The organism is Flammeovirga pectinis (assembly GCF_003970675.1).
Classification (GTDB): domain Bacteria; phylum Bacteroidota; class Bacteroidia; order Cytophagales; family Flammeovirgaceae; genus Flammeovirga; species Flammeovirga pectinis.
This window is the reverse complement of sequence record NZ_CP034563.1, coordinates 473,422-499,600: the sequence shown is the minus strand read 5'-3', so window position 1 is coordinate 499,600 and position 26,179 is coordinate 473,422. Positions and strand designations below refer to the sequence as shown.

Below are 26,179 nucleotides of genomic sequence, written 5' to 3'. Positions count from 1 at the left end.
TAGATAAATTAGTGAAAATAGATTTGCTAATAAAAAAGTAATATTTTTAATAGGAATAGCCATGAAATTCTATGCAGTATATAAAAAAAGCTACCTCATACTAATAATGAGATAGCTCTTTTAAAAACCAGCTATTTAGATTATTCTACGTTCCATCCTAATTGTGATATTCCATTTTGAATATCTGGATCCATCATAAAATATTTCCAAAGTAACCCTGTTCTATAATTTTCTATCATGGTGATTATAGGACCTTGATCAATGGCTAAAAATGATTCTGCATACCAATCTCCCGATGATAAATTGTAAGCATCTTTAAAACCATAAGCACCCCATAATTTAGGATGTTCTTCATAAAAATAACGCATTGCACTTAACGATTCTTCGGGAGTATATACAATAGAAGATAGAGCCGCTGTAGGAGAAATTGTTCCGTTATCTCCTGTCGATGTTGGTTCATGCGCCATATAACCTACAAATGGATCGTCACTTGCCGTTAATCCCCATTGATTTTCTCCATAATAAGGGAATTTATTACTTTGCTTAACACACCAATTTCTGTTCTCTAAAGTACGTTCTCTAAATAGAGTATGGTATGTTTTTGAACTAGTGCCATCTGTAAACTTAGGGTCTAGACCAATATAAGAGTAATGTGCCCAGAATAATGGTTTAGCAGTATCTTTTGTTAAACTTTGCTCATAATTAGATGCTCCATTTACCCAACCTGTTGTATATACAGAAGGAGCAACATTATGCGTTGGAGATGCAACAGCTAATAAATAAGTAATCTGGGTTTCGTTAAAACCGCGTAATGGCATATTCATATCAAAGTTATAATTTGGAGACCAATGCCATAATAAATAATCATTTCCATTTCTATACCAATCCCAATCTACACCTTCCCACAACTCTGTAGCTAAACCTCTAAGTTTAACCTCGTTGGCAGATGTACCACTAAAATAATTTCTCGACGTAATAATTCCTTCAATTAAGAAAGCAGTTTCGACTAAATCTCCACCATTATCTTTTTCAGAAAATGGTTTTATTTTACCTGTACTTCCATTTAACCAATGTGAAAAAGCACCATGAAACTGATCTGCATTCTTTAAGAATTCATACATTTTATTTAATCGATTTACACCTTCATCTCTCGAAATGTAACCTCGTTCAACACCAACAATGATGGCCATAATGCCAAAACCAGATCCTCCAGAAGTGACAATTTCATCATCGCCATTACTTCTTTCTCTTGATAAACCAGATACAGGATGTCCATAATCCCAAAAGTATTTAAAGGTTTGCATCTGAACTGAATCCATTAGTTCTTGATCTGTTAAAACAGGTTTTTCTTTGTCTGGATATATATCCATTGGAGGACTTACTACTACAGCATCAGCACACCCAAATAATGTCTGAAAGAAAAATAATGTCGCTAGATAAATAATCATGTTATTCATATTAAAAAGGGTTATAGTTTGTTTCATAATTATGGAATGTAGCTACTTCATCAGCTGATAATGCTTTAGAGAAGATTTTGAAATCATCTATTCCACCAGTAAAGAACTCACCTAAGTTACTATTTCCATTATCTACCTGACCTCCAATAATTAGATCAGCACCATTACCTGCATTAAACTTAACAGGACCTTCTGCATCAATTTTTGAAACTAGTGCACCATTGTAATATACTTTTCTAGAAATTCCATCTACCGTAATTACAACATGAGTCCATTTATCTAAAGAGATTTCATCTGTGAATAAATTTACAGCATCCCATATAGAAGTTTCATGAAAATACATGTTTTTTAAACGTGCATCGCTCTCTCTTTTCATCGAGAAACCCTCCCAACGTTGCATAGAATAAATCCAACCTGCATTTGCCATATCTGTTGGTTTTACCCATACGGAAACAGTCATTAAACCAGGGTTCAGAGTAGCATCATTTGATACTATGGCAGCCGATTCAGTTCTGTCTGCACTACCCTCAAAAGCAGCATTTGGAGTATCGAATCTATCTTTTGTAAATTCAGCTGAATTACTTGTTACAGTATATTTTCCATCGTCATCAGCTACTGAGTTATTAAATGATAAGCCAATAACTTTTGTAGTTAATACATCATTTAAACTTACTTTAGAAGATGTAAAAGTCCCTTCTTGAGAAGTAATTGTTTCTACTCCATTTTTGCCAACTACCAACCACTTATAATCTTGTTCTTTATCTAAACCAGAGAGCACATAAAAGTTATTTGTAATCTTAGATACAATTGGAGTAGTAGATTTCTCTTCTGCGGCTTTCCATAAATAAACATCATAGCTTAAACCTAACTTTTCTGCTTCCCAATTTAATTGTACAGAAGCATCAAAAGTGATATTTTTTTGCTCTTTTTGAGGATACATTAAAACGATACCTTCAATGGGTTCTGGGGTAACATTAATTGTGTCTCTTGCATCATCTGTTGGAGGGGCTGCAATGCCTTTTATTTCATTTTGATCAAACCCACAACTTGCAAAAATTGCTACTAACGATAAGAAAAATATTATCTTTTTCATTTTATATATTTTGATATCCCCTATTAATATCATCTATTGCTTACCAATAGGGGAGATTGATTAATAATTTGGATTCTGCTCAAGAATATCACTACCAACAGCATTAATTTCTGATTGCGGTATTGGATAAACTTTATTTTTTGAGGCATCAAATTTATTAGCACTGTTTTCTGCTAACTTTGTTTTTGCATACCCTGGTACAACATTATCCATTCTCATTAAATCAAAATATCTGTGTTGCTCCATTGCTAATTCTACTCTACGTTCGTGCCATATTGCCTCTCTAATAACTACTTGGTCTGCTCCTGTAACATCTGGTAAAACACTTTGTGTACCTCTTGCTCTTGCTCTCACCATATTTAAATAGCCTAATGCTTTTGTGGTATTCCCTTGAGCATTTGCAGCTTCAGCAGCCACTAATAAAATATCTGAATAACGAATTAATCTAATATTCATTGGGCTATTTACGTTCCCGCCATTGTGGCTAGGAGCATACACTTTATAACTGTAGAATTCACTAATTGGGTCAGATTTATCACCAAAAACTCCATCGGCTGGTCTTGGAACAACCTCTCCGTCGTATAATGTTTGTCCTGCTGTAATAATTGTAGCAGCGTAACGAGGATCATTAGCTTCAAACTCATCACGTAAAGATTTAGACGGAATATTAAAGCCCCATCCTCTGTTAAGTGAATTAGATCTTATTCCCTGAATTTCAGTATATTGACTACTTCCTCCACCTTGTTCAAAATCGTGTGTTTGTACTTCAAAGATTGATTCAATAGAGTTTTCTCCACTTAATTTAAATATATCGGCAAAAACAGGATATAAACCATACTCTCCAGAGTTAATTACTTTCTCTACTGCAACTAATGATTTGTTATATTCTTGTACATCTCCATTAAAAGATGCTCTAAATAAATGCACTTTAGCCAAAATAGCATAAGCAGCACCTTGTGTTACTCTTCCTAACTCAGCCGCACTATATCCAGATTTTGTTGGGAGTACAGCTGCCGCTTCTTCTAAATCTTGAACAATAAAATCGTACGTTTCTTCTCTTGTTGCTCTTGGTTGTTTGTATTCTGAAATTGACAATAATCTATCTACAATTGGAACACCGCCATAAGCTCTTACTAAATTAAAATAGAAGAAGGCACGCAAACATTTTGCTTCAGCAATATATCTTTCCTTTTCATCTTTATCAAAATCTGCTTTAGGCACATTTACTATTACTTGGTTGCATCTATTAATTGCTTGATAGTGCTCTTGGTAATAGCCTTGTATAGTACCGTTATTAGATAGATAAGTAGCATTATTTAGCTCTATCATATCATAACTATCTGATGCAGTACTTCCTTTTTCTGCATCATCAGAAGCTACATCAACTAAACCAATAGGCCCCCAAGCTGTTGTATTCCAACCTCTTAAAGATTCATAAATTGCATTGGTTGCTTTTAGTGCTCCTTCTTGAGAATTAAAATAATCTGCTGATGTTTCATTTGCCTGTGGTGTTTTCTCTAAAAAGTTACTACAAGAGATACTCAAGAGAGCAAATACGAATAATATGCTATATTTTTTCATGAGTTACCGAATTAAAAGTTAATGTTTAGACCTAAAGTGTATGTTGCAGTTAATGGGTATGTATTAAAATCTATACCTGCTGCTAAAGGAGAGCTGGATGTAATTTCCGAACTATAAGATTTGTAGGGCTGGTACAAATAAATATTTGATACAGCTCCGTATACTCTTAATCTTTCTACAAAAATCTTATCCGTAATTCTTTCAGAAAAAGAATATCCAAGTGTAACGTTTCCTAATTTCAAGTAAGATCCATCTTCAATAAATCTATCAGAAACTTCGTAGTTAACCCCACCATTTGATACCCTAGGTTCTGTATTACTTGTTCCTGCAGCAGTCCATCTGCTTAAGTAACTTGTTTCAAAATTAGTTGTTCCCCATCTTACTGCTTTCTTAGCATTGTATATTTGATTACCCACTTGCCCTTGTAGTAAAACCGATAAATCAAAGTTTTTATAAGATACAGCAAGGTTAACACCATAGATAAAGTCTGGAATCGGGCTACCAATTACCTTCTTGTCTTTTTCATCAATAACACCATCATTATTTGTATCAACATAAATCATGTCACCAGGTGCTGAACCTGCTAAATGTGGTGTATTATTTACTTGCTCTTGTGTTTGGAAAACACCTGCAGTTTCATAGCCATAAAACGACCCAATTGCTTCACCAGGAGTAGTTAACGTTACTTGTTGTCCGTTTCCTAAATCACCAGAATAGATGTAAGGGTTATTTGGATCTAAGGCTAAAACTTCATTGTTTATTGTAGAAATATTTGCTCCAATTGTGTAATGAATGTCCTCTCCAATATCATCATTCCATGTTACATTTAAATCAATACCAGAGTTAATTACTTCACCAATATTAGACGGTACCGCCCCTTCAGAACCTACTAAGCCAGGAGGAGAAATGTAGACTAACATATCTTTTGTATGCTTGTAATAATAATCTCCATCAATAGTTAACTTATCATCCCAGAAACCAACTTCTAAACCTATATCATATTGTTCTACAGTTTCCCATTTTAAATCTGAATTTGCCATTGTAGTTACTGTACCCCCTTGATGTAAATCTTGGTCTGACCCAAACACTGGATTAAGATTATTTTCTACTAATGAGTATTGACTATAATCTCCTATTTTATCGTTACCAATTCTACCCCAGCTACCTCTTAATTTAAGGTTGCTAATTAAGTCACTTGTATTAAGAAAATTTTCTTCTGATATTCTCCAACCTAAAGCTAATGATGGAAACATACCAAACTTATTACTTTCTCCAAACCTAGAAGATCCATCAGATCTAAATGTTGCCGTAGCTAGATATTTATTGTTATACGCATAATTTAATCTACCTAAGAAAGATAAATAAGAGTTTGAATTTGCCCATTGCGTTACATTTCTACTATCTGCACTACCACTACCTAAATACCACATATTTGTGTTATTAGGAACATCATTTTCACTTCCATTCCAACCTTCACTAAAATTATTTTGGGTTGTCACACCAACTACAGCATTCACTCTATGCTTACCCCACTCTTTCATATAACTTAGTGTATTTTCCCATAGTAAAGTGTTGTAAGTATTTCCATTTACGCTTAAAATACTAATATCACTGTATTGCTTTCCACTTACATAAAAAATTGGTGTATACGCCTTGCCACTGTTTGTAGAGTAGTCAAGACCAACATTTGTCTTAAAGGTTAAACCTTCAGTAATTTTATAATCTAAAAATACATTACCTACTAATCTATTCCCTTCACTTACATTATTTTTATAATATGATGCAGCTATTGGATTGCCAATATCATTGTTATTTGAACTACCAAAATATCCTTTTTCATCATAAACAGGCATTGTTGGATCTGCTTTGTAAGCATCTCCTAAATCAACTCCTTCATTTATAGAATTGTAAGTAGAGAATGAGATATTATGACCAAGTTTTACTTTATCAGATAAATCATACCTGTTGTTAATTCTGAAATTAAAACGATCAAAAGCAGATCCTTTTACAACACCTTCTTGATTAAAATACCCTGCCGAGATATTATACATTACTTTATCAGAACCGCCTGATACACCTACTTGATAATTTTGGATGGCTGCGTTTCTTGTCGCTTCATCAATCCAATCAGTACCTTTCCCCATAGTAGCAACTTGATCTTTTGTATAAGCTAAGTCATCACCTTGGTTATGTAAAATTTCATTTTGTAACATCGCATATTGCTGACCATTTACCATATCTGGTCTTGCTGCAATCTGTTGTACACCAGCATAAGAATTAAAAGTTACTTTTGCTTTACCTGCTTTACCTTGCTTTGTACTAATAATTACTACACCATTTGCACCTCTAGAACCATAAATTGCAGTAGCTGATGCATCTTTTAATACTTCCATAGATGCTACATCGTTTGAACTTAAAAAGCCAATATCATCTAATAACATTCCATCTACTACGTATAGTGGACTAGAATTACCAGTTGTTCCTACTCCTCTAATTTGTACTGTTGGCGATCCACCCGGAGTACTTGAAGAAGTAATTTGTACACCTGATACTTTACCTTGCATTGATTGCATAGGGTTAGAGGCTGGTATTTTTTCAACATCTTCACTTTTAACTGATCCAACGGCACCCGTTAAATCACTTTTTTTCATTACTCCATAACCAATTACAACAACTTCTTCTAACTGATCCACATCTTCTTCTAAAAGTACATTAAGAGGTGAAGTTGGATCTTGTAATGTTACTTCTGTTGGAATATATCCGATTGAAGATATTACCAAAACATCTTGTTGTTTTACACCAGAAAGAGAAAAATTGCCAAGATAATCTGTAATTGTGCCCGTTGTAGTACCTTTTATAACAATACTAGCACCAATAACTTCTTCTCCTGTTGTACTTTTTATTGTTCCTTTCACAGTATCTTGTGCATAAGCAGCACTAAGACAAAGCCCTAGGATTAGAGTTAATAATAAATTTTTCATAAGTTTTGCTCAATAAATTAATTCAAATCATTTCGTGGCTTACCCCCCTTTTTAAAGGGAGTAAGTAAATTTTGTTTGTTGTTTCGAATCGTTAGATGATTTACCAATCCAAAGGTTAAATTCCCCTACCTCGGCTGTATATTTAGAGTCAATGTCAATTATTTTCAATAACTCTTCAGTAATAGTGAAACTAACTGTTTTGGTCTCTCCTTTTTTCAATGCTATTTTTTTAAATCCCTTCAAATTCTTTACAGGTTGAGCTACTGATGCAAAAACATCTTGTAAATAGAGTTGTACAATCTCTTCTCCATCCACATTACTAACATTCTTAACATCAATACTTGCTGTAATCGTTTCACCATGTTTAAATTTCTTCTTCGATAATTTTAAGTTAGAGTACGTAAACTCAGAATAACTTAGTCCATACCCAAAAGGATAAAGTGGTGTGTTAGCCACATCTAAGTAGAATGATTTATAATCTTGAGGATTATTTTGATCAAAAGGTCTACCTGTGTTCAATGCATTATAGTAGATCGGTACTTGCCCTACATTTCTTGGGAAAGTCATTGTTAATTTTGCAGACGGGTTATAACCTCCTGAAAGTACATTTGCAACAGCATCACCTGCTCTAGTTCCTGGGTACCATGCTTCTACAATCGCTTCTATGTTTTCATCTTCCCAAGATAAATCAAGAGGTCTGCCATTTAGCAATACCAAAATAATTGGCTTACCTGTTTTCTTTAGTGCTTTTAATAACTCTTTTTGAGCTTTTGGAATTGTGATATCCGATCTACTTGCTGCTTCTCCAGACCAATTGTATTCTTCGCCTAAAGCAACAACTAATACATCACTTTTGTAAGCTAATTTTACTGCTTCTCTAGCTTCCTTACTATTTGCATCTCCCATTAAAGAAGCGCCTTTAGCATATTGAAATGTTACTGATGAGTTCTTGTATTTATTCTTGATACCTTCAAATAACGTAACACTCTTTTCTCTTTTTCCTTTAATAGCCCACTCGCCATTTAAGCTATTTCTTTCTTTAATCATTGGGCCAATCAAGGCAACACGTTTTCTTTTTGATGTTTTTAATGGAAGTACCCCTTTATCATTTTTTAAAAGTACAATAGATCTTTCTGCATTTTTAAGTGCTTCTTCTAAATGTTCAGGAGCAGACAGTAATGCATCTTCTCTTTCTTGATTCATATATCTATATGGATCATCAAACAAGCCAAGCATAAATTTCAATTCCAAAATTCTTGCAGTTGCATTGTTTATTGTGCTCTCCTTAACTTTTCCTTCTTCTACTAACTCTTTTAAATTCTGAATAAAAGCAGCACCATTCATGTCCATATCAATACCAGCGTTAACCGCAAGTTCTGATGCTTGTTTTAAATCCTTAGCAAACCCATGAGGAATCATTTCGTTAATTGCCGTATAATCTGTTACAACCGCTCCTCTAAAATCCCATTCACCTCTTAAAATATCTGAGAATAAATATTTATTACCTGTTGATGGCACTCCATTTAAAGTGTTGAATGCCGTCATGAAAGTAGCTACACCTGCATCTACTGTTGCATGGAATGGAGGTAAATAAGTATCTCTTAAAGTTCTATCTGATATATCAACACTATTATAATCTCTACCTGCTAATGCTGCACCGTAAGCCGCAAAATGCTTAGTACAAGCTAACATTGTATTATTCTTAGAAAAATCTTTGTAAGAATTAATTCCTTGGAAACCTTGTACCCTTGCTACTGCTACTTGAGTACTTAAAAATACATCTTCACCTGCACCTTCTAAAGCTCTCCCCCAACGTGGATCTCTTGCAATATCAACCATAGGAGCAAACGTCCAGCTAATACCTGCGGCTGTTGCCTCGATTGCACTAATTCTAGCACTACGTTTCATTAACTCTAAATCCCAAGAACAAGATTCTGCCAATGGAATTGGGAATGTAGTTTCGTAACCATGAATTACATCTGCTGCAAATAAAATTGGAATATGTAACCTAGAATGTTCCATTGCTTGCTTCTGTAATTTTATCAATCCTTCAGAGCCAAAAACATTGAACATACTACCAACTAACCCCTTCTCTAAGTATTGTTTAAAATCATCATTAATTTGAGGACCAGTTAATGTACCATGTCCAGAAAATTGAGTCATCTGACCAATTTTTTCTTCTAGAGTCATCAGTGATAAAACAGAATCAACTTTCTGTTCTATTTCTTTATCGCCACTATAACTTTTCCAATTAGATAAAGAAGAGTCTTTCTCATTACATGAAAGCAGGAGAAATTGAAATGCTATAAAAATTGATATACTGTATAAGATTCTCATGATTGAAAAGGGTTAATAGAATTAAGTTCTTTTAAATGTTTTTATCTTGTTTTCACAAATATGACAGCTTAAAAGTGTACAAACACACTTTATTATATCATCAATTTCACATCACTACTAAAATAAATCACAAAACACTTATTTTTAGATACTTACAAACTTATTATATCAGTATTACACCACTTGATGTGATCTATTGATGTGATAAAAACACATCATTTTTGATGATAATTAATAACTTCCAAAAGTTTAATTGTTATAAAAACATTTAATTGAATAAAATCATCTTAAATAGGCATAGCAGAAACTCTTAAAATTTAAATAGATAGTGACCAATCTCTTCTATACTTACATTCCATCTTGTATAAAAAAAAGAAAATGATAAAGTTATGAGTTAGCTAAATCCTAATCAATTAATTTAATTTTACTAGAATAATTTTTTAAAAAAAAGTAAAAACTACTCAAAATTGGGTATTTCATCTTACAACAAAGAGTACAATATTTACTATTATTTAAATAGCAATTATTGATATGAAAAATTTAAAAATCACAATCGCCTTTTTGTTCATTTTTGGCCTACTCTTTCAATCTTGCGAAGACGAAGAAGTAGACCCTAGAGCTGTATCTTTATATAATGGAGAATACTATGGTAATATTCTAACGGAGAACCGTACTGTAATGGGAGAATGGTACATGAAAATTGAAAATGGATCTCTCTCCTCAAATTTTGATGGCTCTGATGTTTATACACCTATTGAAGGGAGTGTAGACAAAAACGGAATTATAACTGCTGTAGCCACTTTTGATGATACCGAACTAAGGTTAAAAGAACAAATTATTATAACGCTTAAAGGAGTGATTTCTTTAGAAGATAATACCATGACGGGGTCTTGGATTAATCATAAAGAAGATATTGGACATTTTGAAGGAGTGAAACGCTAACCTGACGATATAAACTCATTCCAACATATTATAAATTGAAGTTGAAGTAAACATCAAAAAGATGATTAGGAATGAAATGAGTTCTACTATTTCTTATGAAAAAGAGAAGAGAGAAAAACTATATCAGGCATTATTTGATGTAGTAATTGATTTTCATTTTAATAGAAAAGAAGAAACAATCTTAAGTCTATTTAATACCTGTACAAACAATATAAGTGCATTTAAAATGAAGAGTTATCTTGGGTTATCTGCTATTGAATTATTGATATACCAAGATGCTAAATGCTTAGGGTTGTTTCTATTCTATATAAAATGGTCGCAAAAAAAATACGATCAAGACATAAAGACATTGGGTAGTAATTTAACGTTCGCCTATGCAAGTAGATTTGGAGATTGATTTATACAACAACTACGACTCTTGGAAAAGAATCTTTTGTTGTACAAAAACTTCAGTATAGTACCCACACACATAAGATACTTGCAACCTCTAAAAGATTATTTTATCTTTAAAATAAAATAAAGCTGTGTTCATTTTGGGCATACACAATAACTAAATTTGCTTACGCATTAATATGCTCGTTATGCGATTTAGTCAGCATGTTATAGCAATAAAAGAGAGTTACTTTGCGAGTAGAAATAAAAAATCCAAGAGTCAAATGTTACAAATGTATGAGGCCTTCAAACTCATGTATTTGTAAATACACTAATCCTATAAAAACTAAAACTCGTTTTATTTTCCTTATGCATCCTAAGGAATACCGTAAGGAAAAAAATGGAACGGGTCTTATGACTAATCTTCAACTTGAAAATTCGGAAGTTATAGTTGGGGTTGATTTTACAAATAATAAACGGGTAAACGAAATACTAACTAAAGAAGCAAGTTCTTCTTTCTTACTTTACCCAGGAAAAGAAAATTTCAACTTATCGTTAAGGAACAGTTCAGAAATAGCTTCTTTTTTAGGTAATAATCCACACATCTTTATTTTAGATGGTACTTGGCCCTGCGCCCGTAAAATGCTTAAGCTAAGTAAGAATTTACATAAACTACAAAGAGTGAGTTTTGATAATGAAATAAAATCAAAATTTATTATCAAACAGCAGCCAGAATCTCTTTGCCTTAGTACTATTGAGTCTATTTATACTGTTTTAAATTTACTGAAAGAAGGTGAATTAGAACAATGTGATACAAAAGATTTCCTTTTGCCTTTCGAAAAAATGCTTGAATACCAAATAGAATGTATTCTAAGCCCACACAATTATTCTTATCGATCAAATTCTAAGAAAGAGATTGTTACTAAGGATATGTATAAAAAGAGTACTGAAAGAAATATTATTTTCGAGCAAAAATCAGATACAACTAATGAATAAATTTAGAAATCAAATTACTTATTATGAGGTATTGATTGTAGCCTAATAAACTATCGTTAGTAATAAAGCTTTCAAATCCCCTTCAGGTTCTGATTCACTTCTGATGGCAGGTAAGGACAACTAGGGCTGCTCTTTAAAAGTAAGTCAGAACCAAATAGGATTTGAAATTAATTACACAACTACATCTTTATGCGAAAAATCTAGAACAGATTTAATTTGTAGTTTCTTCTTAATGTTTTTCCAGTGCGTACGTACGGTATGTACAGAAATACATAAAAGTAAAGCAATTTCTCCCACTTTTTTCCCTTGAAGTAAATAGGTTATAATCTCTTTTTCTCTTCTAGTTACGGTGTTAAAGTTATTTTTATCTTCTTCCAGAAAGTTTAATTGACTTTTGTAATGCGTTTTTAAAATTGAATCAATTTTTGGAGATAATTTGCTACCCTTTAATTCTTCTTGGTGGTTATAATTTGGTTTAGCAGATTGCCATTTATCTAGCCAAATTTTTGCTTCTTGCCTGTTTGCAAAAACTTTAGGTTTCCGTCTTCCTGTAGTAATATCAGTTGTCTTTTCATTTAATTGTGTTAGTGCAAACAAATTATACGCTTCTGCTCCTATTACTAATGCAACAGGATAATGATACTCGTTATTTAAGGGATAGTAATTTCTATTTTTAAACTCTTGTATAAAAGGTTCGTTCATATTTTCCTCAATCCATTTACCTAATTCTTCGTTTATAGGAATAGTTAATTTTTCTTGATACCAAATGGCTTGTTTCATTAAATATGTAGTACCAACTTTAACGTAACTGAGAATATCTTTCTTAAATAGTGCTATAGACTCTGGAGTTTCCTTCCAATTTAATATACATCTATCAAATTGATGTTCGAAGAAAATATCTAAAGATTTGCTTGAATAAAGTAGCATCGCATTATGAGTTTTCTATTGATAAGTCAATAGTGTAGTTAATAAATAGTGAAAGTAATTTTAGCTAATTGAAGTTGTGAGAAGAGTTCAACCTTCATTAACTTTTGATTACAATTTATTGAAATTACTACAAAATACAAGGCGAAAAAGAGGTAAAAAAGCAATGATTATTTTCTTCTTAAATAAGATCTGCAAACAATGTTTACAATCATTATTACTTTGTGATTATCACCCATGCTTTGGAATAAAGAGAATCGTTATTTAATATTTATTTAATATTTATTTAAGGTTACAACGCTAAAGAAGAGAACAATTAATAATTCGGTTTCTGCCTTAGTTTCTTCAAATCACCACGCTTTTTCTTCTTGTCTTTCATGCGTTTTATAGATGCCTTACTTGGTTTTGAGGCAAGTCGTTTTTTTGGGACAAACAGACCTACTTTTAACAAGTCAAAGAAACGATCTATTACCTTATTTTTATTTTGTACTTGGCTTCTAGAATCATCACAAGCAAGTTGTAGCTCTTTTTCATTGGTTAATCTAGAAGAAATATTCTTATATAATAACGTTTTCTCACGACTGTTTAGTCCTTCAGATTTAGCGACATCAAAAGAAAGTACTACTTTGGAAGATACCTTATTAACATGCTGTCCTCCTGCTCCAGAACTTCTGATAGCCTTAAATTGTAATTCTTTAATGAGTATTTCTTTATTCATAATTAACTAAACCAAGCAAGATTAAATAGGTCTTTTAATATACAAAATTACCACAATTGTAATTAGTTAGCTTATTACAATTGTGGTAATTTTTTTATTTAGAATATTTTGCGACTACGTCAATAATATCTTCTTTTGTGTTATCTAAGATTTGTTTTCGTAGATATACTAATTTTTCGTTTACATCATCCATATCTAACTCTTCTCCATCAATTTTGGCTTCTAATTCTAATTGTCTGCCTAAAATTTCGTCTAAATAGGCTCTATTTTCAAGACCTACTCTCAACGATTCGAACATTAGTTCACCTAAATCAAATTTAAAATTGGTGTTTTCAAAATCCTTATGTTCTTCTTTGTCTGCCATAATCAATTTAGTTTTTAGTAAAATAAGATTTCTTTATACTAATGTAATAGGATATTTTTATACTTCTGATATTACTTTACAAACAAAAGTGTCTGAGAGTAATTATCATTATTTTAATGTTATCCTTAACAAACTAATAAAATAGTCCTTATTACTTTCTAGGATCATTTCTTCAAGACAAAAGCAAAAAGTTTCAGTTACATCAAGATATTCTTCTGGAAGTGCGAAATCCTTTTTAAATAGTTGGGTGTAAGATAGTTTTTATTGAAAACCAGAAATGTGGTTAAAAATAAAAACCTCTTCCTTAAAAAAGAAGAGGTTTCTAATTAAAACTGTAAAAAAAATTATTTTGTGACAAATCGTCGATAACCAAATAGTGCAATCATACAGAAACATACCAAAGGAATAATAAACGAAAAGTTAACGCCATCAATTCCTAAAATACTTTCCTGATCTATCATTGCACCTTGCATTGGTGGCATTAAAGCTCCACCCACAATTGCCATTACAAGACCTGCTGCTCCAAATTCAGCATCGTGATCTAAATTTTCTAATGTAATACCATAAATTGTAGGGAACATTAACGACATAAAAGCAGATGTTGCAACCAAAGCATAAAGTCCTTCTGTACCACCTACAAATATTGTAATACACATTGTTGTTACACCTCCAAATGCAAATATTGTGAGCAATAATGCAGAGTTTACGTACTTCATTAAAGCCGTAGCAATAAACCTACATATTAAGAACATTACCATTGCAATAATATTTAAACTCTGAGCATCTGCCTTAGAATAACCCAAATTTTCTGCATATTGGATAATAAATGTCCAACACATAATTTGCGCACCAACATAAAATATTTGTGCTACAACACCCTCTCTGTATATCTTATTTCCTACTAACCTTTTTAAGGTAGCTCCTAAATTAAATTTCTCGTCTGCTTCTTTATTATTGGGTATTTTAGTTACCGCAATAACAACTGCTACACCAATTACTACAATCCCTAATAGTGCATAAGGATTACGAATAATCATTAAATCGTGTACTTTAACGGCTTGTTTTGCTACTTCGTCTAACCCAGCATAAATTAACGATCCGTCTGTATTTTTTTCTGCTGATTGCAAATTTGATAAAATGAATTGCTGTGCCACAAACATACCTGTTATTGAGCCAATAGGATTAAAAGACTGTGCTAAATTTAACCTTCTTGTTGCTGTTTCTTTACTACCTAATGATAATATTAACGGGTTAGCAGTAGTCTCTAAAAATGCTAATCCAAAAGTTAATATATAAAGTGATACTAAGAAAAATCCAAACATCTGAAATTGTGCCGCAGGGATAAATAACAATGCACCTACTGCATACAATCCCAAACCAATTAAAATAACAGATTTATAAGAATACTTCTTAATTAATAACGCAGCTGGTAAGGCCATTGTAAAGTACCCTCCATAAAAAGCAAACTGTACTAGAGATGCTTTAAAAGTAGAAATTTCCATTACAGATTGAAAAGCCGAAACCATAGGGTTTGTAATATCATTGGCAAAACCCCATAACGCAAATAAGCTTGAAATAAGAATAAAAGGCACGAGGTACTTTTTTTCTACTACTTTGCTTTCTGAATTAATAGAGGTCGTCTTTTCCTCCTTAATATCTAGTTGTTCAGTGATAATTTCATTCATTTCTATGTACGTTTGCTCAAGAATAAATATGTCTATTCTTCTATTTTTTTATTAAAATTACAGGGTGTATTTCTGTAATTATATCTTACAAGTTGAAAGCTTTTAACCAATAAACTTTCCTGTGGTTTCCTATTATTATTTGCTTAAAAAGTTTGTTTTTCCTTGTAAAGGCACAAAGTCAAATAAAAAATCTTTTTCGATATTTCTTAACATCTCTTACTTTAAACGTTATAAATACGATTTATTTTATCCACGTTCCGAACATACTAGGAATAAAGTCATTACCCCAAGAAAACGTTTACATTGTTGAGCCGTGATTGTATCAATACCTTAAACATATAATTTTTTAATGAGCATGAAATGAATATAATTTCAAAAGGTATACTAATTATGGGAATATTAACTTCAGCTAGTTGCGACACCAAACAAAAGACACTAGACAAAGGTACTTTTGGTTATGACGCTTCTTTTTTAAAGCAATATCAAGAAACAATCGTACTTAAAAATAACAATGGTAAAAGTTTACTTGCTGTTGTTCCTAACTACCAAGGTAGAATACTTACTAGTTCTGCCCAAGGGGAGGAAGGTAACAGTTATGGTTGGTTAAATTATGCGGCTATTTCTTCTGATAAACTTGAAGAAAAAATTAATATTTATGGTGGTGAAGATCGTTTTTGGTTAGGTCCTGAAGGCGGACAAAACTCTATTTTCTTTGCTCCTAAACAAGAATTTACCTTTGACAATTGGAAGACTCCAAAAGAAATTGATACCGAAGGGTTTGATATTGTTAGCCAAACAGAAAACAGTGCTGTTTTTAAGAAAGAAATGAACTTGAAAAACTATCAAGGATTTGATTTCTTTATTGAAGTAAAACGAGCAATTAACCTTTTTGATCAAAAGACTGTAGAAAAGAAACTAGCCGTTAATTTAAATGCTATTAATGTTGATTTTGTTGGTTTCGAATCTGTCAATCAAATTAAAAATATAGGAAACTCAAAATGGAATAAATCTTCTGGGTTACTTTCTATTTGGATTTTGGGTATGTTGAAACCTTCATCAGAAACAGCAATGTTTATCCCGTTTAAAGGGGCTACTAACTATAAAAGTTACTTTGGTGATATTCCTGCTGATAAACTTTCGGTAAAAGATCAAATGATTTTATTTAAAGGTGATGGTACACATAGAAGTAAAATTGGTTTGCCTCCAGAAAATACAATTCCTATGCTCGGTAGTTACGATGCAGAAAAGAAAGTACTAACTGTTGTACAATTCTCTTTTGATAACGATCAGGATTATGTAAATTCTATGTGGGAAATTCAAGAAGCGCCTTATGCTGGCGATGTTGTAAATACATACAATGACGGACCTTTAAAAAATGGCGATCAATTGGGGCCTTTTTATGAGTTAGAATCTTCTTCCCCTGCCAAAGAACTTGCTGTTCAAGATTCTGTGGTTCATCATCATGTTACCTACCATTTTGAAGGCGACGAAGTGGAATTAGAAAAATTAACGCTACAATTATTTAATAAAGAACTAAAAGAGCTTCAATTATAAAAGAATAAATTGCTGAGTATATCATCTTAAAGGTATACTCAGTTTTTTAAAGTGTAGTTTCTCTTTCTATTAAATATGTTTCCATCAAAACGGTTTCAAACTCGTAAGCTTCTTCCTTTTTCAATAAATCAATTTCGTTTATTATTAATGATGCCGCCCGTTTACCCATTAGTTCCGCAGGTTGGTTTACTGTAGATAATTTAGGTGATGTATACGAAGCCAAAGGCTCATTTGCAAAACCAACAATACCAACATCTTTTGGCACTTCAATTCCTCTTTCTTTTAAGAGTTCCATAGCATGAAAAGCATAATAATCGTTGTAGCAAGTTACCGCATCAAAATCAATTCCTTGTTTAAAAAGCGACCTTAAACTTTGCTTTACTTCTGCTTCATGTTCACACTGCACAACCAATTCTTTATCGTATTCTATACCATGATCTTTTAAGGCTTGTTTATACCCTTGATGTCTAGAAAATGATGTCGAAATATTTTCAGGCCCTTTGATATGTACAATTCTACGTCGCCCTTTATCAATTAGTTTATTAATGGCTTCATACATTCCTGTAAAGTCATCACTAATAACATAATTGGCATCAATTTCCTCATAAATTCTATCCATAAATAAAAGTGGAATACCATCATCTTGAATATCAATTAAAAAATTAGGATCCTCGTGGTTATAAGAAAGCGACAAAATAATACCATCTACGTGATAAGAAGATAAAGAATAACAGGCCTCTTTTTCTTGCTTTGCGTTATCGCCAGAAGTCGTAATAATAATCTTATAATCAGCACTATGCAACACACTTTCAATACCTTTCAACACTCTAAAAAAGAAATTCTTCTCGAAAGTAGGTAAGATCACACCAATTGTCTTAGTAGATTTCTTTACTAAACCTTGTGCTAATTGGTTGGGTTTATAATTCAATTTCTTGGCCAATGCAAGTATTTTACTTTTAGTAGCAGGCTGTACTTTTTCAGAACCGTTTAATGCTCTAGATACCGTTGCATTACTTACACCAAGCTCCTTGGCAATATCCGATAGTTTTGCTTTTTTATTCCGCTTCATCCTTTAATCATCATTGTAAATCAATATAAAAAAATCCTTACTTGAAAACCAATAAACAGCTTCAAATAAGGAAATTATTATAAAGAAACCATAAATAGGAATCTCTTCTTCATTGTTATTTTTTATGTAAAAACACCGTCAAAGATTTAGCTCCATGAGCACCTTTTACTAAAGACTGTTCTATATCTGCCGTTTTAGAAGGACCAGAAATAAATACACCATACCCTGTCTCTTCTGGGTTGATATATGTGTAGGCTTCATGCATATTCCAAACTAATTTTTGGTAAGGTAATACAATCATTAAATGAGAAGCTATTGCCGTTAAATAACGTTCTTTTAACTGATCTCCATCTACCCAAATTGCACCATTTTCTGCTACACCTAACGAACCATTAATAACAGATAAATTTAGTTGAGAGGAGATATTTTCTACACTCGGTATTCCTTCTACATTACTGTACACCTCTCCTTCTTTTGCTCTTTCTGCTACCACTTCTTCTAAATCACTTAATTGATCTGAAATGATAACTTCAACGCCTAAAGCAGCTAACATTGTTAAAAAATATTCTTCTTTATTATCCGAAAAACCTTCGAAAATTGGAACTAGAGGAAGTTCTTTAGAAGGTAAACTTATGTCTTTGATTTGCCCTAAAATTGATTCTCTTGCCCCCATTTTATTTATTGTTTTTTTTGTACCAATCTTCAAACGTTTCTGTTGGAACAGGTAGTTCCCTGTCCTTTCCCCACGTATTTAAACCGTTATAAATTAAAGCTCTAGGTCCCTTTAAAAAGGTATTTCCCATTGCGCCCATCAATTTAAAAAGGGTTGGATTTCCCATCACTTTTCCGGTCACTTTCATAGCCATTTTTTTAGGTACATCGTAGTTTGTCTCTTCCATTACCAACTGACGCCATTTGTACAATTGTGTATGGATATCAATTTTAACGGGACAAACATCTGTACAAGAACCACATAAGGTTGAGGCAAATGGTAGAGATGCGTGTTTCTTTAAATCTTTACCCGGAGATAAAATTGCACCAATAGGACCTGGAATAGTATAAGTATAACTATGGCCACCACTTCGTCTATAGATTGGGCAGGTGTTCATACAAGCACCACAACGTATACAGTTTAAAGAATTTCTAAAATCTTCCCTGCCTAGTTGTTCTGTACGTCCATTATTTACTAAAACAATATGTATCTCTTTATCTTCTGCTGGCTTATGGAAATGAGAACTATATGTCGTAATTTCTTGCCCTGTTGCACTCCTTGCCAATAGACGTAAGAAAACACCAAGATGCTCTACTTTAGGAATAATTTTTTCTATGCCCATGCAAGCAATATGTACAGGTGCTAGATTTGCACCCATATCAACATTCCCCTCATTTGTACACACAACAAAACCACCAGTCTCTGCAACAGCAAAATTTACTCCTGTAATTGCTGCATCTGCTTCTAAAAATTTTTCTCTTAAATGTTCTCTTGCTGCCCTTGTTAAATAGGTAGGATCGCTTGCTCCTTTTTCTGTATTGAGGTGTTCATGAAACAACTCTCCAACTTCTTCTTTTTTCTTATGAATTGCAGGTAAAACAATATGACTAGGGTGTTCTTTTGCCAATTGAACAATACGTTCTCCAAGATCAGTATCTATAACATCAATGTTTTCTTTACTTAAAAATGGATTTAATCCACATTCTTCTGTAAGCATTGATTTACTCTTCACCACATTTTTCACTTTGTGTTTCTGAAGAATTGACAAAACAATTTCATTATGTTCAGCAGCTGTATTTGCCCAATGAACATGAATACCATTTTCTTTTGCTTTAGTTTCAAATTGAGTCAAATAACTATCTAAATGAGACAAGGTATGTGCCTTTACCTGAGAGGCAATTTCCCTTAGTTCTTCCCATTCAGGAATTTTATGTGCAGAAGTATCTCTTTTTTCTCTTACAAACCACAAAGCTTTATCGTGCCACGTAACACGCTCTGGATTTTTATTAAAATTCTTAGCTCCTTCTTGGTGTGTTTTATATTGAGTAGACATGTGCAGAAGTATTTTTTGATTGAGGTTGACCACTTGCATTTGCAACAAGAATTTCTGCCAAATGAATTACTTTAATAGGAAGCTTTTCTCTTTTGATAATTCCATCTAAATGCATTAAACAAGACATATCTCCAGATGTAATATATTGGGCTCCAGAGTTGATATAATCAAAAATTCTATCTGCACCCATTCGTACAGAAACTTCTGGCTGAGCCACACTAAAAGTACCACCAAAGCCACAACATTCATCTGCTCTTTGAGGTGTAATTAATTGCACTCCATCTACTTGCTTTAAGAGTTCGTCTTGTTTAGAAGGAACACAAGTTACACGCTCAGAACATTGTCCTAAACGCATTCCTCTCAACCCATGACAACTCTTATGAATAGCCACTTTCCCATTAAAGTTAGCAGCTAAATTTTGCTCTTTTACAACATCAAAAAGAAACTCTGTAAGGTCTAAAATTTTAGGAAGTAACGGTGATATTTTAGGATATAAATGTCCGCCATGTTCTCTAATATGTAGTATACAACTCGCAGAGGGTGCAACGACATAATCAAAATCTTTAAAATTTTGGTAGAATACCTTTAAGGCATCTATGCCCTCATTTTCGCAACCTGCATTTGCCATAGGCTGACCACAACAAGTTTGTCCATTTGGGTAACTTACATTGCCATATTTCTGTAATAATTGTAATGTAGCTTTACCAACTTCTGGATAAAATTGATTTACATAACAAGGTATAAATAGACCAATTTCCATGATTGTTATATTAAGTTTTGGTGTAGAAAAGAATTGCCTGTTTGTACAACAAGCAATTCTTCTTTTTAGTGTTAGTGAATACGTCTAAAAAATAGTAGTACACAAATGTTTTTTATAAAAACCGATTATCTACGGTTAATTATTTTTGCTTTTTTGTAGAAATCATTTTGTAATAATTCTTCATCAGACCATTTCGATCTTTTATCATACATACCCAGTTGCTCTCTGATAGCAATCATATCTCTTGCTTTTTCTACTCCTACACAAGAAATTTCAGGGTTAACTATAGTTGCTACTGCAATCGTCTGGCAGATAGCTTCTACATTTTCCATTTTCCAATAAGCATCTTCAATATGGCTACCCCATACAATAACACCGTGGTTTTCCATTAATACCGCTTGGTGGTCTATAGCCATTTCTCCAATTACCTGAGCATTTTCTAGAGAACCTGGAGTTTCGTATTTCGCTAATCCCATTTGGCCTAAGAAAATATCAGCTTCAGGAATTACACCTGTTGGAGGAACAATAGAAGCAATTGCAAATGCAGTACCATGAGGAGGGTGAGCATGTACACAAGATTTTGCAGCAGGCATTCTTTTCATAACAGCTAAGTGCGTCATCACTTCACTAGTACGAGGACGGTGACCAGCTTTTTGATTTCCGTCCATATCTACTAAACAAATATCTTTAGGTTTCATTGCTCCTTTAGAAATTAAAGTAGGTGTACATAACACTAAGTTATCACCAACTCTAACAGTAATATTACCACCATTGCCGTCTACATATCCTTTTTGCCATAAGCGGAGTCCTGCAAAGCAAATATCTTTTCTTAATTGCTTAATAGGAGCAGAATTGTAGAATAACTCTACTTCATCTCTTGTAATTGGATCATTTCCTTTTTCCCATGTATACTCTAATACAGGTAAAGCTGGTGTAATTTTCCAATTGGCAGCTTCAGGATTCTTATTGTCACTCTTAACTTCTTTTATTGGCGATGTAGCGTTCATATCTATATACATTTAATGTTTTATTTCTTTTACTAATTGACCTTCTGATCATACTACAAACTTACTATACCCATTAAAAGAAAGTGTCCTTAGCTATCCTGTATACAACACAGGAAACCACAGGACATTGCCCTCAGAAATTAATCGTAACTAGTGGTTGTATTCAAAAGAAATACACACCAAACTGAATTATTAAGCAGATGAATTTTTGAACTTAGGAAAAGTTAGATGATTATTTTTTAGTCTAATCAAGGTAGAATTGAAGAGCATAGCCATAGCTACGTCATGAAATTCTAACGAAGAGTAGAGTAGACTAAAAAAGAAAGGCTAAAACTTCTGATTTTAACTGTACAACTGCTTACATCACAAAATAATAAACACTATGTCTAACTATACAACTGTTGGTACTGCAGTAAAAACATACCAACAATTTATTGCTGGATCATTTTTTAGTACAGCAAATCACATCGAAGTAATTAACCCTTGTACAGAAGAAGTTATTGCTTTGGCACCAAGAGGAACAGCTGAAGATGCAGATAAAGCTGTAGCAGCAGCAAAAGCTGCTCAAAATGATTGGGGTCTATTACCTGCCGTAGCACGTGCAGAGTATTTAAAGAAAATGGCTCAAGTTATTAGAGAAAACAGAGTATTCCTTGCAGAAACTTTGGCTACAGAACAAGCTAAAGTAATGGGCTTAGCACAAGTTGAAATTGATGTTACTGCTGTATATTTTGACTATTACGCAGGTTTAGCAAGATCTTACGAAGGTGAGATTATCCAAAGTGATCGTCCGAATGAGCAAATGATGTTACATAAATTACCTATTGGTATTGCTGTAGGTATTTGCCCATGGAACTTCCCGTTTTTTGTAATGGCTCGTAAAATTGCTCCTTCTCTACTTACAGGTAACGCTTGTATTGTAAAAATTAGTGAGGAGACACCAATGGTAAGTTTAGAATTTGCTAGACTGATAGAAAACATCGGTTTGCCTAAAGGTATTCTTAGTATTGTTACTGGTCTTGGTCATGAAATTGGTCAAGCATTAACAGAGAATCCTGACGTTGGTATTATCAGCTTAACAGGTTCTGTTGGTGCAGGACAAAAAGTGATGGAAGCTGCTGCTAAAAATATCACAAAAGTTTCTTTAGAATTGGGTGGAAAAGCTCCTGCTATTGTTTGTAAAGATGCTGATTTAGATTTAGCAGTAAAAGCAATTGTAGCTTCTAGAATAATTTATAGTGGCCAGGTATGTAATTGTGCCGAGAGAGTTTATGTAGAAGAAGAAGTGTATGATGCGTTTATGACTAAACTTCTTCCTGCAATGAAAAACGTTCGTTTAGGTGATGCTATGTCTGATGATAAAGCCGACATGAGTGCTCAAATTAATCAGGTACAATTAAACAAAATCGATAGCATGGTAAAAAGAGCTATCGAGCAAGGTGGTGAGGTTTTACTTGGTGGTCGTATTTCTAATAAATTTGATAAGGGTTTCTATTACGAACCAACTGTAGTAGCCAATGTAGAACAAGATCACGAAATTGTTCAGAATGAAATATTTGGACCTGTACTACCTGTAATGAAGGTTTCTTCTTTTGATCAAGCGTTAGACTTTGCCAACGATAGTGAGTACGGTTTAACTTCTTCGATCTTCACGAATGATATTAATAAGATCCTAAGAGCAACAAAAGAATTGAAATTTGGCGAAACTTACGTCAATAGAGAGCACTTTGAAGCAATTCAAGGTTTCCATGCCGGGTTTAGAAAATCTGGTATTGGTGGAGCAGATGGAAAACATGGTTTAGAGGAGTACTTACAAACAAAAGTGATGTATATCCAACAAAACTAATAGAAATAGTTATTTAGCGAATATAATTTTACCTCTTGCTTTAAATTAAGGCGAGAGGTTTTCGTATTAATAATACCCGTTTGGAAGGACTTTACACTTGTAGGGACGTTTTACTAAAAAAAGTCCTATTTTGAATGAATTTCGCAAACTTGGATAGGACGTTGCAGTGCAACTTCCCTACAATGAATTCAACACTATAAAATGGAGGGATGGCTTACCAAAAAACATCCTATTTTGAATGTGTTTTACAAACCTGGATAGGACATTGCAATGCAACTTCCCTACAATAAATTCAACACTATAAAATGGAAGGATGGTTTAATGAAAAATATCCTATTTTGAATAAATTTCACAAACCATGTAGGGACGTTTTACTAAAAAACGTCCTATTCTAAATGTACTTTGCAAACCTGGATAGGACGTTGCAATGCAACTTCCCTACAATGAATTCAAGACTTTAAAATGGAAGGATGGTCTATCCTATTTTGAATAAATTTCACAAACCACGTAGGGACGTTTTACTAAAAAACGTCCTATTCTAAATGAACTTCGCAAACTTGGATAGGACGTTGCAGTGCAACTTCCCTACATGATATTATATAATGTATATTTTCGTGGCATAAAGTTTGAATTCAAATAATTTATTATTAACGATTCAAAACTATGAAAAGCAGACAATCATACCGTTTAACAGGATGGGATTACAGGAGGGAATCTGATTATTTTATTACAATTTGTGCAAAAGATTTTAAGTGCATCTTTGGTACAATTGAAAATCAGAAAATGACTTACTCACCATTAGGAATTTTAGCAGAGATTTTTTGGTATCAAATACCTATTTTTAATAGTAATATCAAGTTAGGGTCATATGTAATAATGCCCAATCATATACATGGTATTCTACATTGTACAGAAAATAATTCTGAAGTTGATGACCTGGTAAATTACCCACAGGCAGTTTCTCATAATAGTAAAATATCTCCAAAGAAAAGCAGTATTTCTACGATAATAAGGACATATAAATCTTCAGTAACAAAACATTCGAGACGTTTAGGTTATGATTTTGAGTGGCAACCACGATTCTATGATCATATTATTCGTGATAATAAAAATTACGAAAGAATTGAATTATACATTGAGCAAAATATAATTACTTGGAGTAATGATCGGTTCTATCCAAAATAATTCAATTTGTATATCCAATTGTAGGGACGTTTTACTAAAAAACGTCCTATTTTAAATGTACTTTGCAAACCTGTATTGGACGTTGCAGTGCAACTTCCCTACAAATGACTAAAACGTCCATAAAAATAATCTCAATCATCATTTTAATTCACTATTTTTGGAATATTATATATCCCCATCCGTTACTATGGAAGAATTAGAAAAACAGTTACAAGATAATTTTTTAGAAGAGTGTAAAATCAAAGCTCCTAAGTATATTCAATTGAGTAATACTTTTAAGTCGCTTATCTCGATGGGGGTTTTAGAGAATGGAGATCAGATGCCTTCTTTTAACGAATTATTGATGATTATTGATGTTTCTAAAGATACCATAGAAAAAGCTTATAAAATTCTTAAAGAAGAGGGATATGTGATTAGTATTAGAGGGAAAGGTACTTTTGTAAAAGAAGGTTTGGGCAATGGTAAACCAAAGGTGCTTTTGATCTTTAATAAAATGAGTAGCTCAAAAAAGAAAGTATACGAGTCTTTTGTGGCTACTGCTAAAGATAAGCTTGATGTAAACTTGCTTCTTCATAATGGAAGTTTAGAACATTTGGAACAAATAATTATTGAACAAAAAAACAATTATCACTATTTCGCAGTCTTTCCTATTTTTAATTTTGCTAACGATTTGGCTATTGAAAAGGTAATAAAACTACTACCTAAAAACCAGCTAATTCTTTTAGGGAAAGAAGTGAAAAACCTTACCAATAGCGTTATCCCAAGTGTATACGAAAATTTTTCGGAAGATATCTTTGAAGTATTACAGCAACATATTAAATCTGTAATACATTTTGATAAGCTCCACTTAGTACTCGCAAAAGACAGTAATAAATCTTTGCATGATATCTGGTCTGGTTTTGTACGGTTTTGCGTACATTTTAATTTAGCATATGATGTTTCTTCTACTTTTGAACGAGGAAAAATAAAGAAAAACACTTTATATATCGTTGCAGAAGATCTTGACCTTACCAATATTATCAAAGACACTAGGGATAATAATTACCAACTTGGGAAAGATATTGCAATAATTTCGTACAACGATTCTCCTCTTAAAGAAATTGTTGAAGGAGGGATAACCGTTATATCAGCTTCTTTTTCTGAAATGGGTGAAATTACAGCAAATCAAATCATCAATAAAAAATTAGAAAAAGTAAAAGTTCCTTTCTTAATGAAAAGAAGAAATTCCTTTTAGAAAAAAAGAGTCGTACCTACAAAATAAGT

At 32.8% G+C, this 26,179-nt stretch carries 21 protein-coding genes; 7 read left to right on the top strand and 14 right to left on the bottom strand.

Annotated elements, in window-relative coordinates:
- Window positions 1-140 precede the first annotated feature (140 nt).
- From EI427_RS22385 to bglX, 5 genes are read right to left on the bottom strand one after another with little or no spacing between them, the layout of a single operon-like run.
- Window positions 141-1,448: a glucoamylase family protein gene (locus EI427_RS22385; protein ID WP_205727995.1), complete on the bottom strand. Its 1,308-nt coding sequence runs from the start codon at window positions 1,446-1,448 to the stop codon at window positions 141-143.
- 10 nt (window positions 1,449-1,458) lie between these two features.
- Complete coding sequence (locus EI427_RS22380) at window positions 1,459-2,550, bottom strand: LamG domain-containing protein (protein ID WP_170178580.1); 1,092 nt, start codon at window positions 2,548-2,550, stop codon at window positions 1,459-1,461.
- A gap of 60 nt (window positions 2,551-2,610) precedes the next feature.
- The gene (locus EI427_RS22375; protein WP_126619222.1) at window positions 2,611-4,131 is read right to left on the bottom strand and encodes a RagB/SusD family nutrient uptake outer membrane protein; all 1,521 of its coding nucleotides are present in this window, start codon (window positions 4,129-4,131) and stop codon (window positions 2,611-2,613) included.
- A gap of 11 nt (window positions 4,132-4,142) precedes the next feature.
- Entirely contained in the window at window positions 4,143-7,112 is a 2,970-nt protein-coding gene (locus tag EI427_RS22370; protein ID WP_126619220.1) for a SusC/RagA family TonB-linked outer membrane protein, read from the bottom strand.
- A 51-nt stretch (window positions 7,113-7,163) separates the two neighbouring features.
- Window positions 7,164-9,449 carry a beta-glucosidase BglX gene (bglX, locus tag EI427_RS22365; RefSeq protein ID WP_126619218.1) on the bottom strand — a complete coding sequence of 762 codons (2,286 nt, stop codon included), beginning with the start codon at window positions 9,447-9,449 and terminating at the stop codon, window positions 7,164-7,166.
- A gap of 531 nt (window positions 9,450-9,980) precedes the next feature.
- Between bglX and EI427_RS22360 the strand changes: the two genes are divergently transcribed.
- The 3 genes from EI427_RS22360 to EI427_RS22350 all read left to right on the top strand — a co-directional run bounded on the left by EI427_RS22360 (window position 9,981) and on the right by EI427_RS22350 (window position 11,759).
- Window positions 9,981-10,391: a hypothetical protein gene (locus EI427_RS22360; protein WP_126619216.1), complete on the top strand. Its 411-nt coding sequence runs from the start codon at window positions 9,981-9,983 to the stop codon at window positions 10,389-10,391.
- A gap of 61 nt (window positions 10,392-10,452) precedes the next feature.
- The gene (locus tag EI427_RS22355; protein WP_126619214.1) at window positions 10,453-10,788 is read left to right on the top strand and encodes a hypothetical protein; all 336 of its coding nucleotides are present in this window, start codon (window positions 10,453-10,455) and stop codon (window positions 10,786-10,788) included.
- A 227-nt stretch (window positions 10,789-11,015) separates the two neighbouring features.
- Window positions 11,016-11,759, top strand: coding sequence for a tRNA-uridine aminocarboxypropyltransferase (locus tag EI427_RS22350; protein WP_205727994.1), 744 nt, complete (start codon window positions 11,016-11,018; stop codon window positions 11,757-11,759).
- 171 nt (window positions 11,760-11,930) lie between these two features.
- On the opposite strand, the gene EI427_RS22345 is transcribed toward EI427_RS22350, so the two are convergent.
- From EI427_RS22345 to fucP, 4 genes are all read right to left on the bottom strand, one after another.
- On the bottom strand, window positions 11,931-12,686 hold the full coding sequence (locus tag EI427_RS22345) for a response regulator transcription factor (RefSeq protein WP_126619211.1): 756 nt from the start codon (window positions 12,684-12,686) through the stop codon (window positions 11,931-11,933).
- 313 nt (window positions 12,687-12,999) lie between these two features.
- Entirely contained in the window at window positions 13,000-13,401 is a 402-nt protein-coding gene (gene arfB / locus EI427_RS22340) for an alternative ribosome rescue aminoacyl-tRNA hydrolase ArfB (protein ID WP_126619209.1), read from the bottom strand.
- A gap of 94 nt (window positions 13,402-13,495) precedes the next feature.
- Window positions 13,496-13,765: a hypothetical protein gene (locus EI427_RS22335; RefSeq protein WP_126619207.1), complete on the bottom strand. Its 270-nt coding sequence runs from the start codon at window positions 13,763-13,765 to the stop codon at window positions 13,496-13,498.
- 344 nt (window positions 13,766-14,109) lie between these two features.
- Window positions 14,110-15,450, bottom strand: a complete 1,341-nt coding sequence (gene fucP / locus EI427_RS22330) for an L-fucose:H+ symporter permease (RefSeq protein WP_126619205.1) — start codon at window positions 15,448-15,450, stop codon at window positions 14,110-14,112.
- 360 nt (window positions 15,451-15,810) lie between these two features.
- Between fucP and EI427_RS22325 the strand changes: the two genes are divergently transcribed.
- On the top strand, window positions 15,811-17,004 hold the full coding sequence (locus EI427_RS22325; protein ID WP_240655392.1) for a DUF6786 family protein: 1,194 nt from the start codon (window positions 15,811-15,813) through the stop codon (window positions 17,002-17,004).
- A gap of 46 nt (window positions 17,005-17,050) precedes the next feature.
- Here the strand turns inward: EI427_RS22325 and EI427_RS22320 are convergent, their stop codons facing one another.
- The 5 genes from EI427_RS22320 to EI427_RS22300 form a co-directional block, all read right to left on the bottom strand.
- On the bottom strand, window positions 17,051-18,073 hold the full coding sequence (locus tag EI427_RS22320; protein WP_126619203.1) for a LacI family DNA-binding transcriptional regulator: 1,023 nt from the start codon (window positions 18,071-18,073) through the stop codon (window positions 17,051-17,053).
- Window positions 18,074-18,188: 115 nt separating this feature from the next.
- Window positions 18,189-18,746, bottom strand: a complete 558-nt coding sequence (locus tag EI427_RS22315) for a LutC/YkgG family protein (protein ID WP_126619201.1) — start codon at window positions 18,744-18,746, stop codon at window positions 18,189-18,191.
- Window position 18,747: 1 nt separating this feature from the next.
- A complete protein-coding gene (locus tag EI427_RS22310; RefSeq protein WP_126619199.1) occupies window positions 18,748-20,118 on the bottom strand; it encodes a lactate utilization protein B in 1,371 nt (456 codons plus the stop codon).
- Complete coding sequence (locus EI427_RS22305; RefSeq protein WP_126619197.1) at window positions 20,102-20,878, bottom strand: (Fe-S)-binding protein; 777 nt, start codon at window positions 20,876-20,878, stop codon at window positions 20,102-20,104. The genes EI427_RS22310 and EI427_RS22305 overlap by 17 nt, the downstream gene beginning before the upstream one ends.
- 125 nt (window positions 20,879-21,003) lie before the next feature.
- The gene (locus EI427_RS22300) at window positions 21,004-21,885 is read right to left on the bottom strand and encodes a class II aldolase/adducin family protein (protein WP_205727993.1); all 882 of its coding nucleotides are present in this window, start codon (window positions 21,883-21,885) and stop codon (window positions 21,004-21,006) included.
- A gap of 382 nt (window positions 21,886-22,267) precedes the next feature.
- On the opposite strand from EI427_RS22300, the gene aldA reads away from it, so the two are divergent.
- The 3 genes from aldA (at window position 22,268) to EI427_RS22285 (ending at window position 26,150) form a co-directional block, all read left to right on the top strand.
- The gene (aldA, locus tag EI427_RS22295; protein ID WP_126619193.1) at window positions 22,268-23,731 is read left to right on the top strand and encodes an aldehyde dehydrogenase; all 1,464 of its coding nucleotides are present in this window, start codon (window positions 22,268-22,270) and stop codon (window positions 23,729-23,731) included.
- 663 nt (window positions 23,732-24,394) lie between these two features.
- A complete protein-coding gene (locus EI427_RS22290) occupies window positions 24,395-24,916 on the top strand; it encodes a transposase (RefSeq protein WP_126619191.1) in 522 nt (173 codons plus the stop codon).
- 157 nt (window positions 24,917-25,073) lie between these two features.
- A complete protein-coding gene (locus EI427_RS22285; RefSeq protein WP_170178579.1) occupies window positions 25,074-26,150 on the top strand; it encodes a GntR family transcriptional regulator in 1,077 nt (358 codons plus the stop codon).
- The last annotated feature ends 29 nt before the right edge of the window (window positions 26,151-26,179 follow it).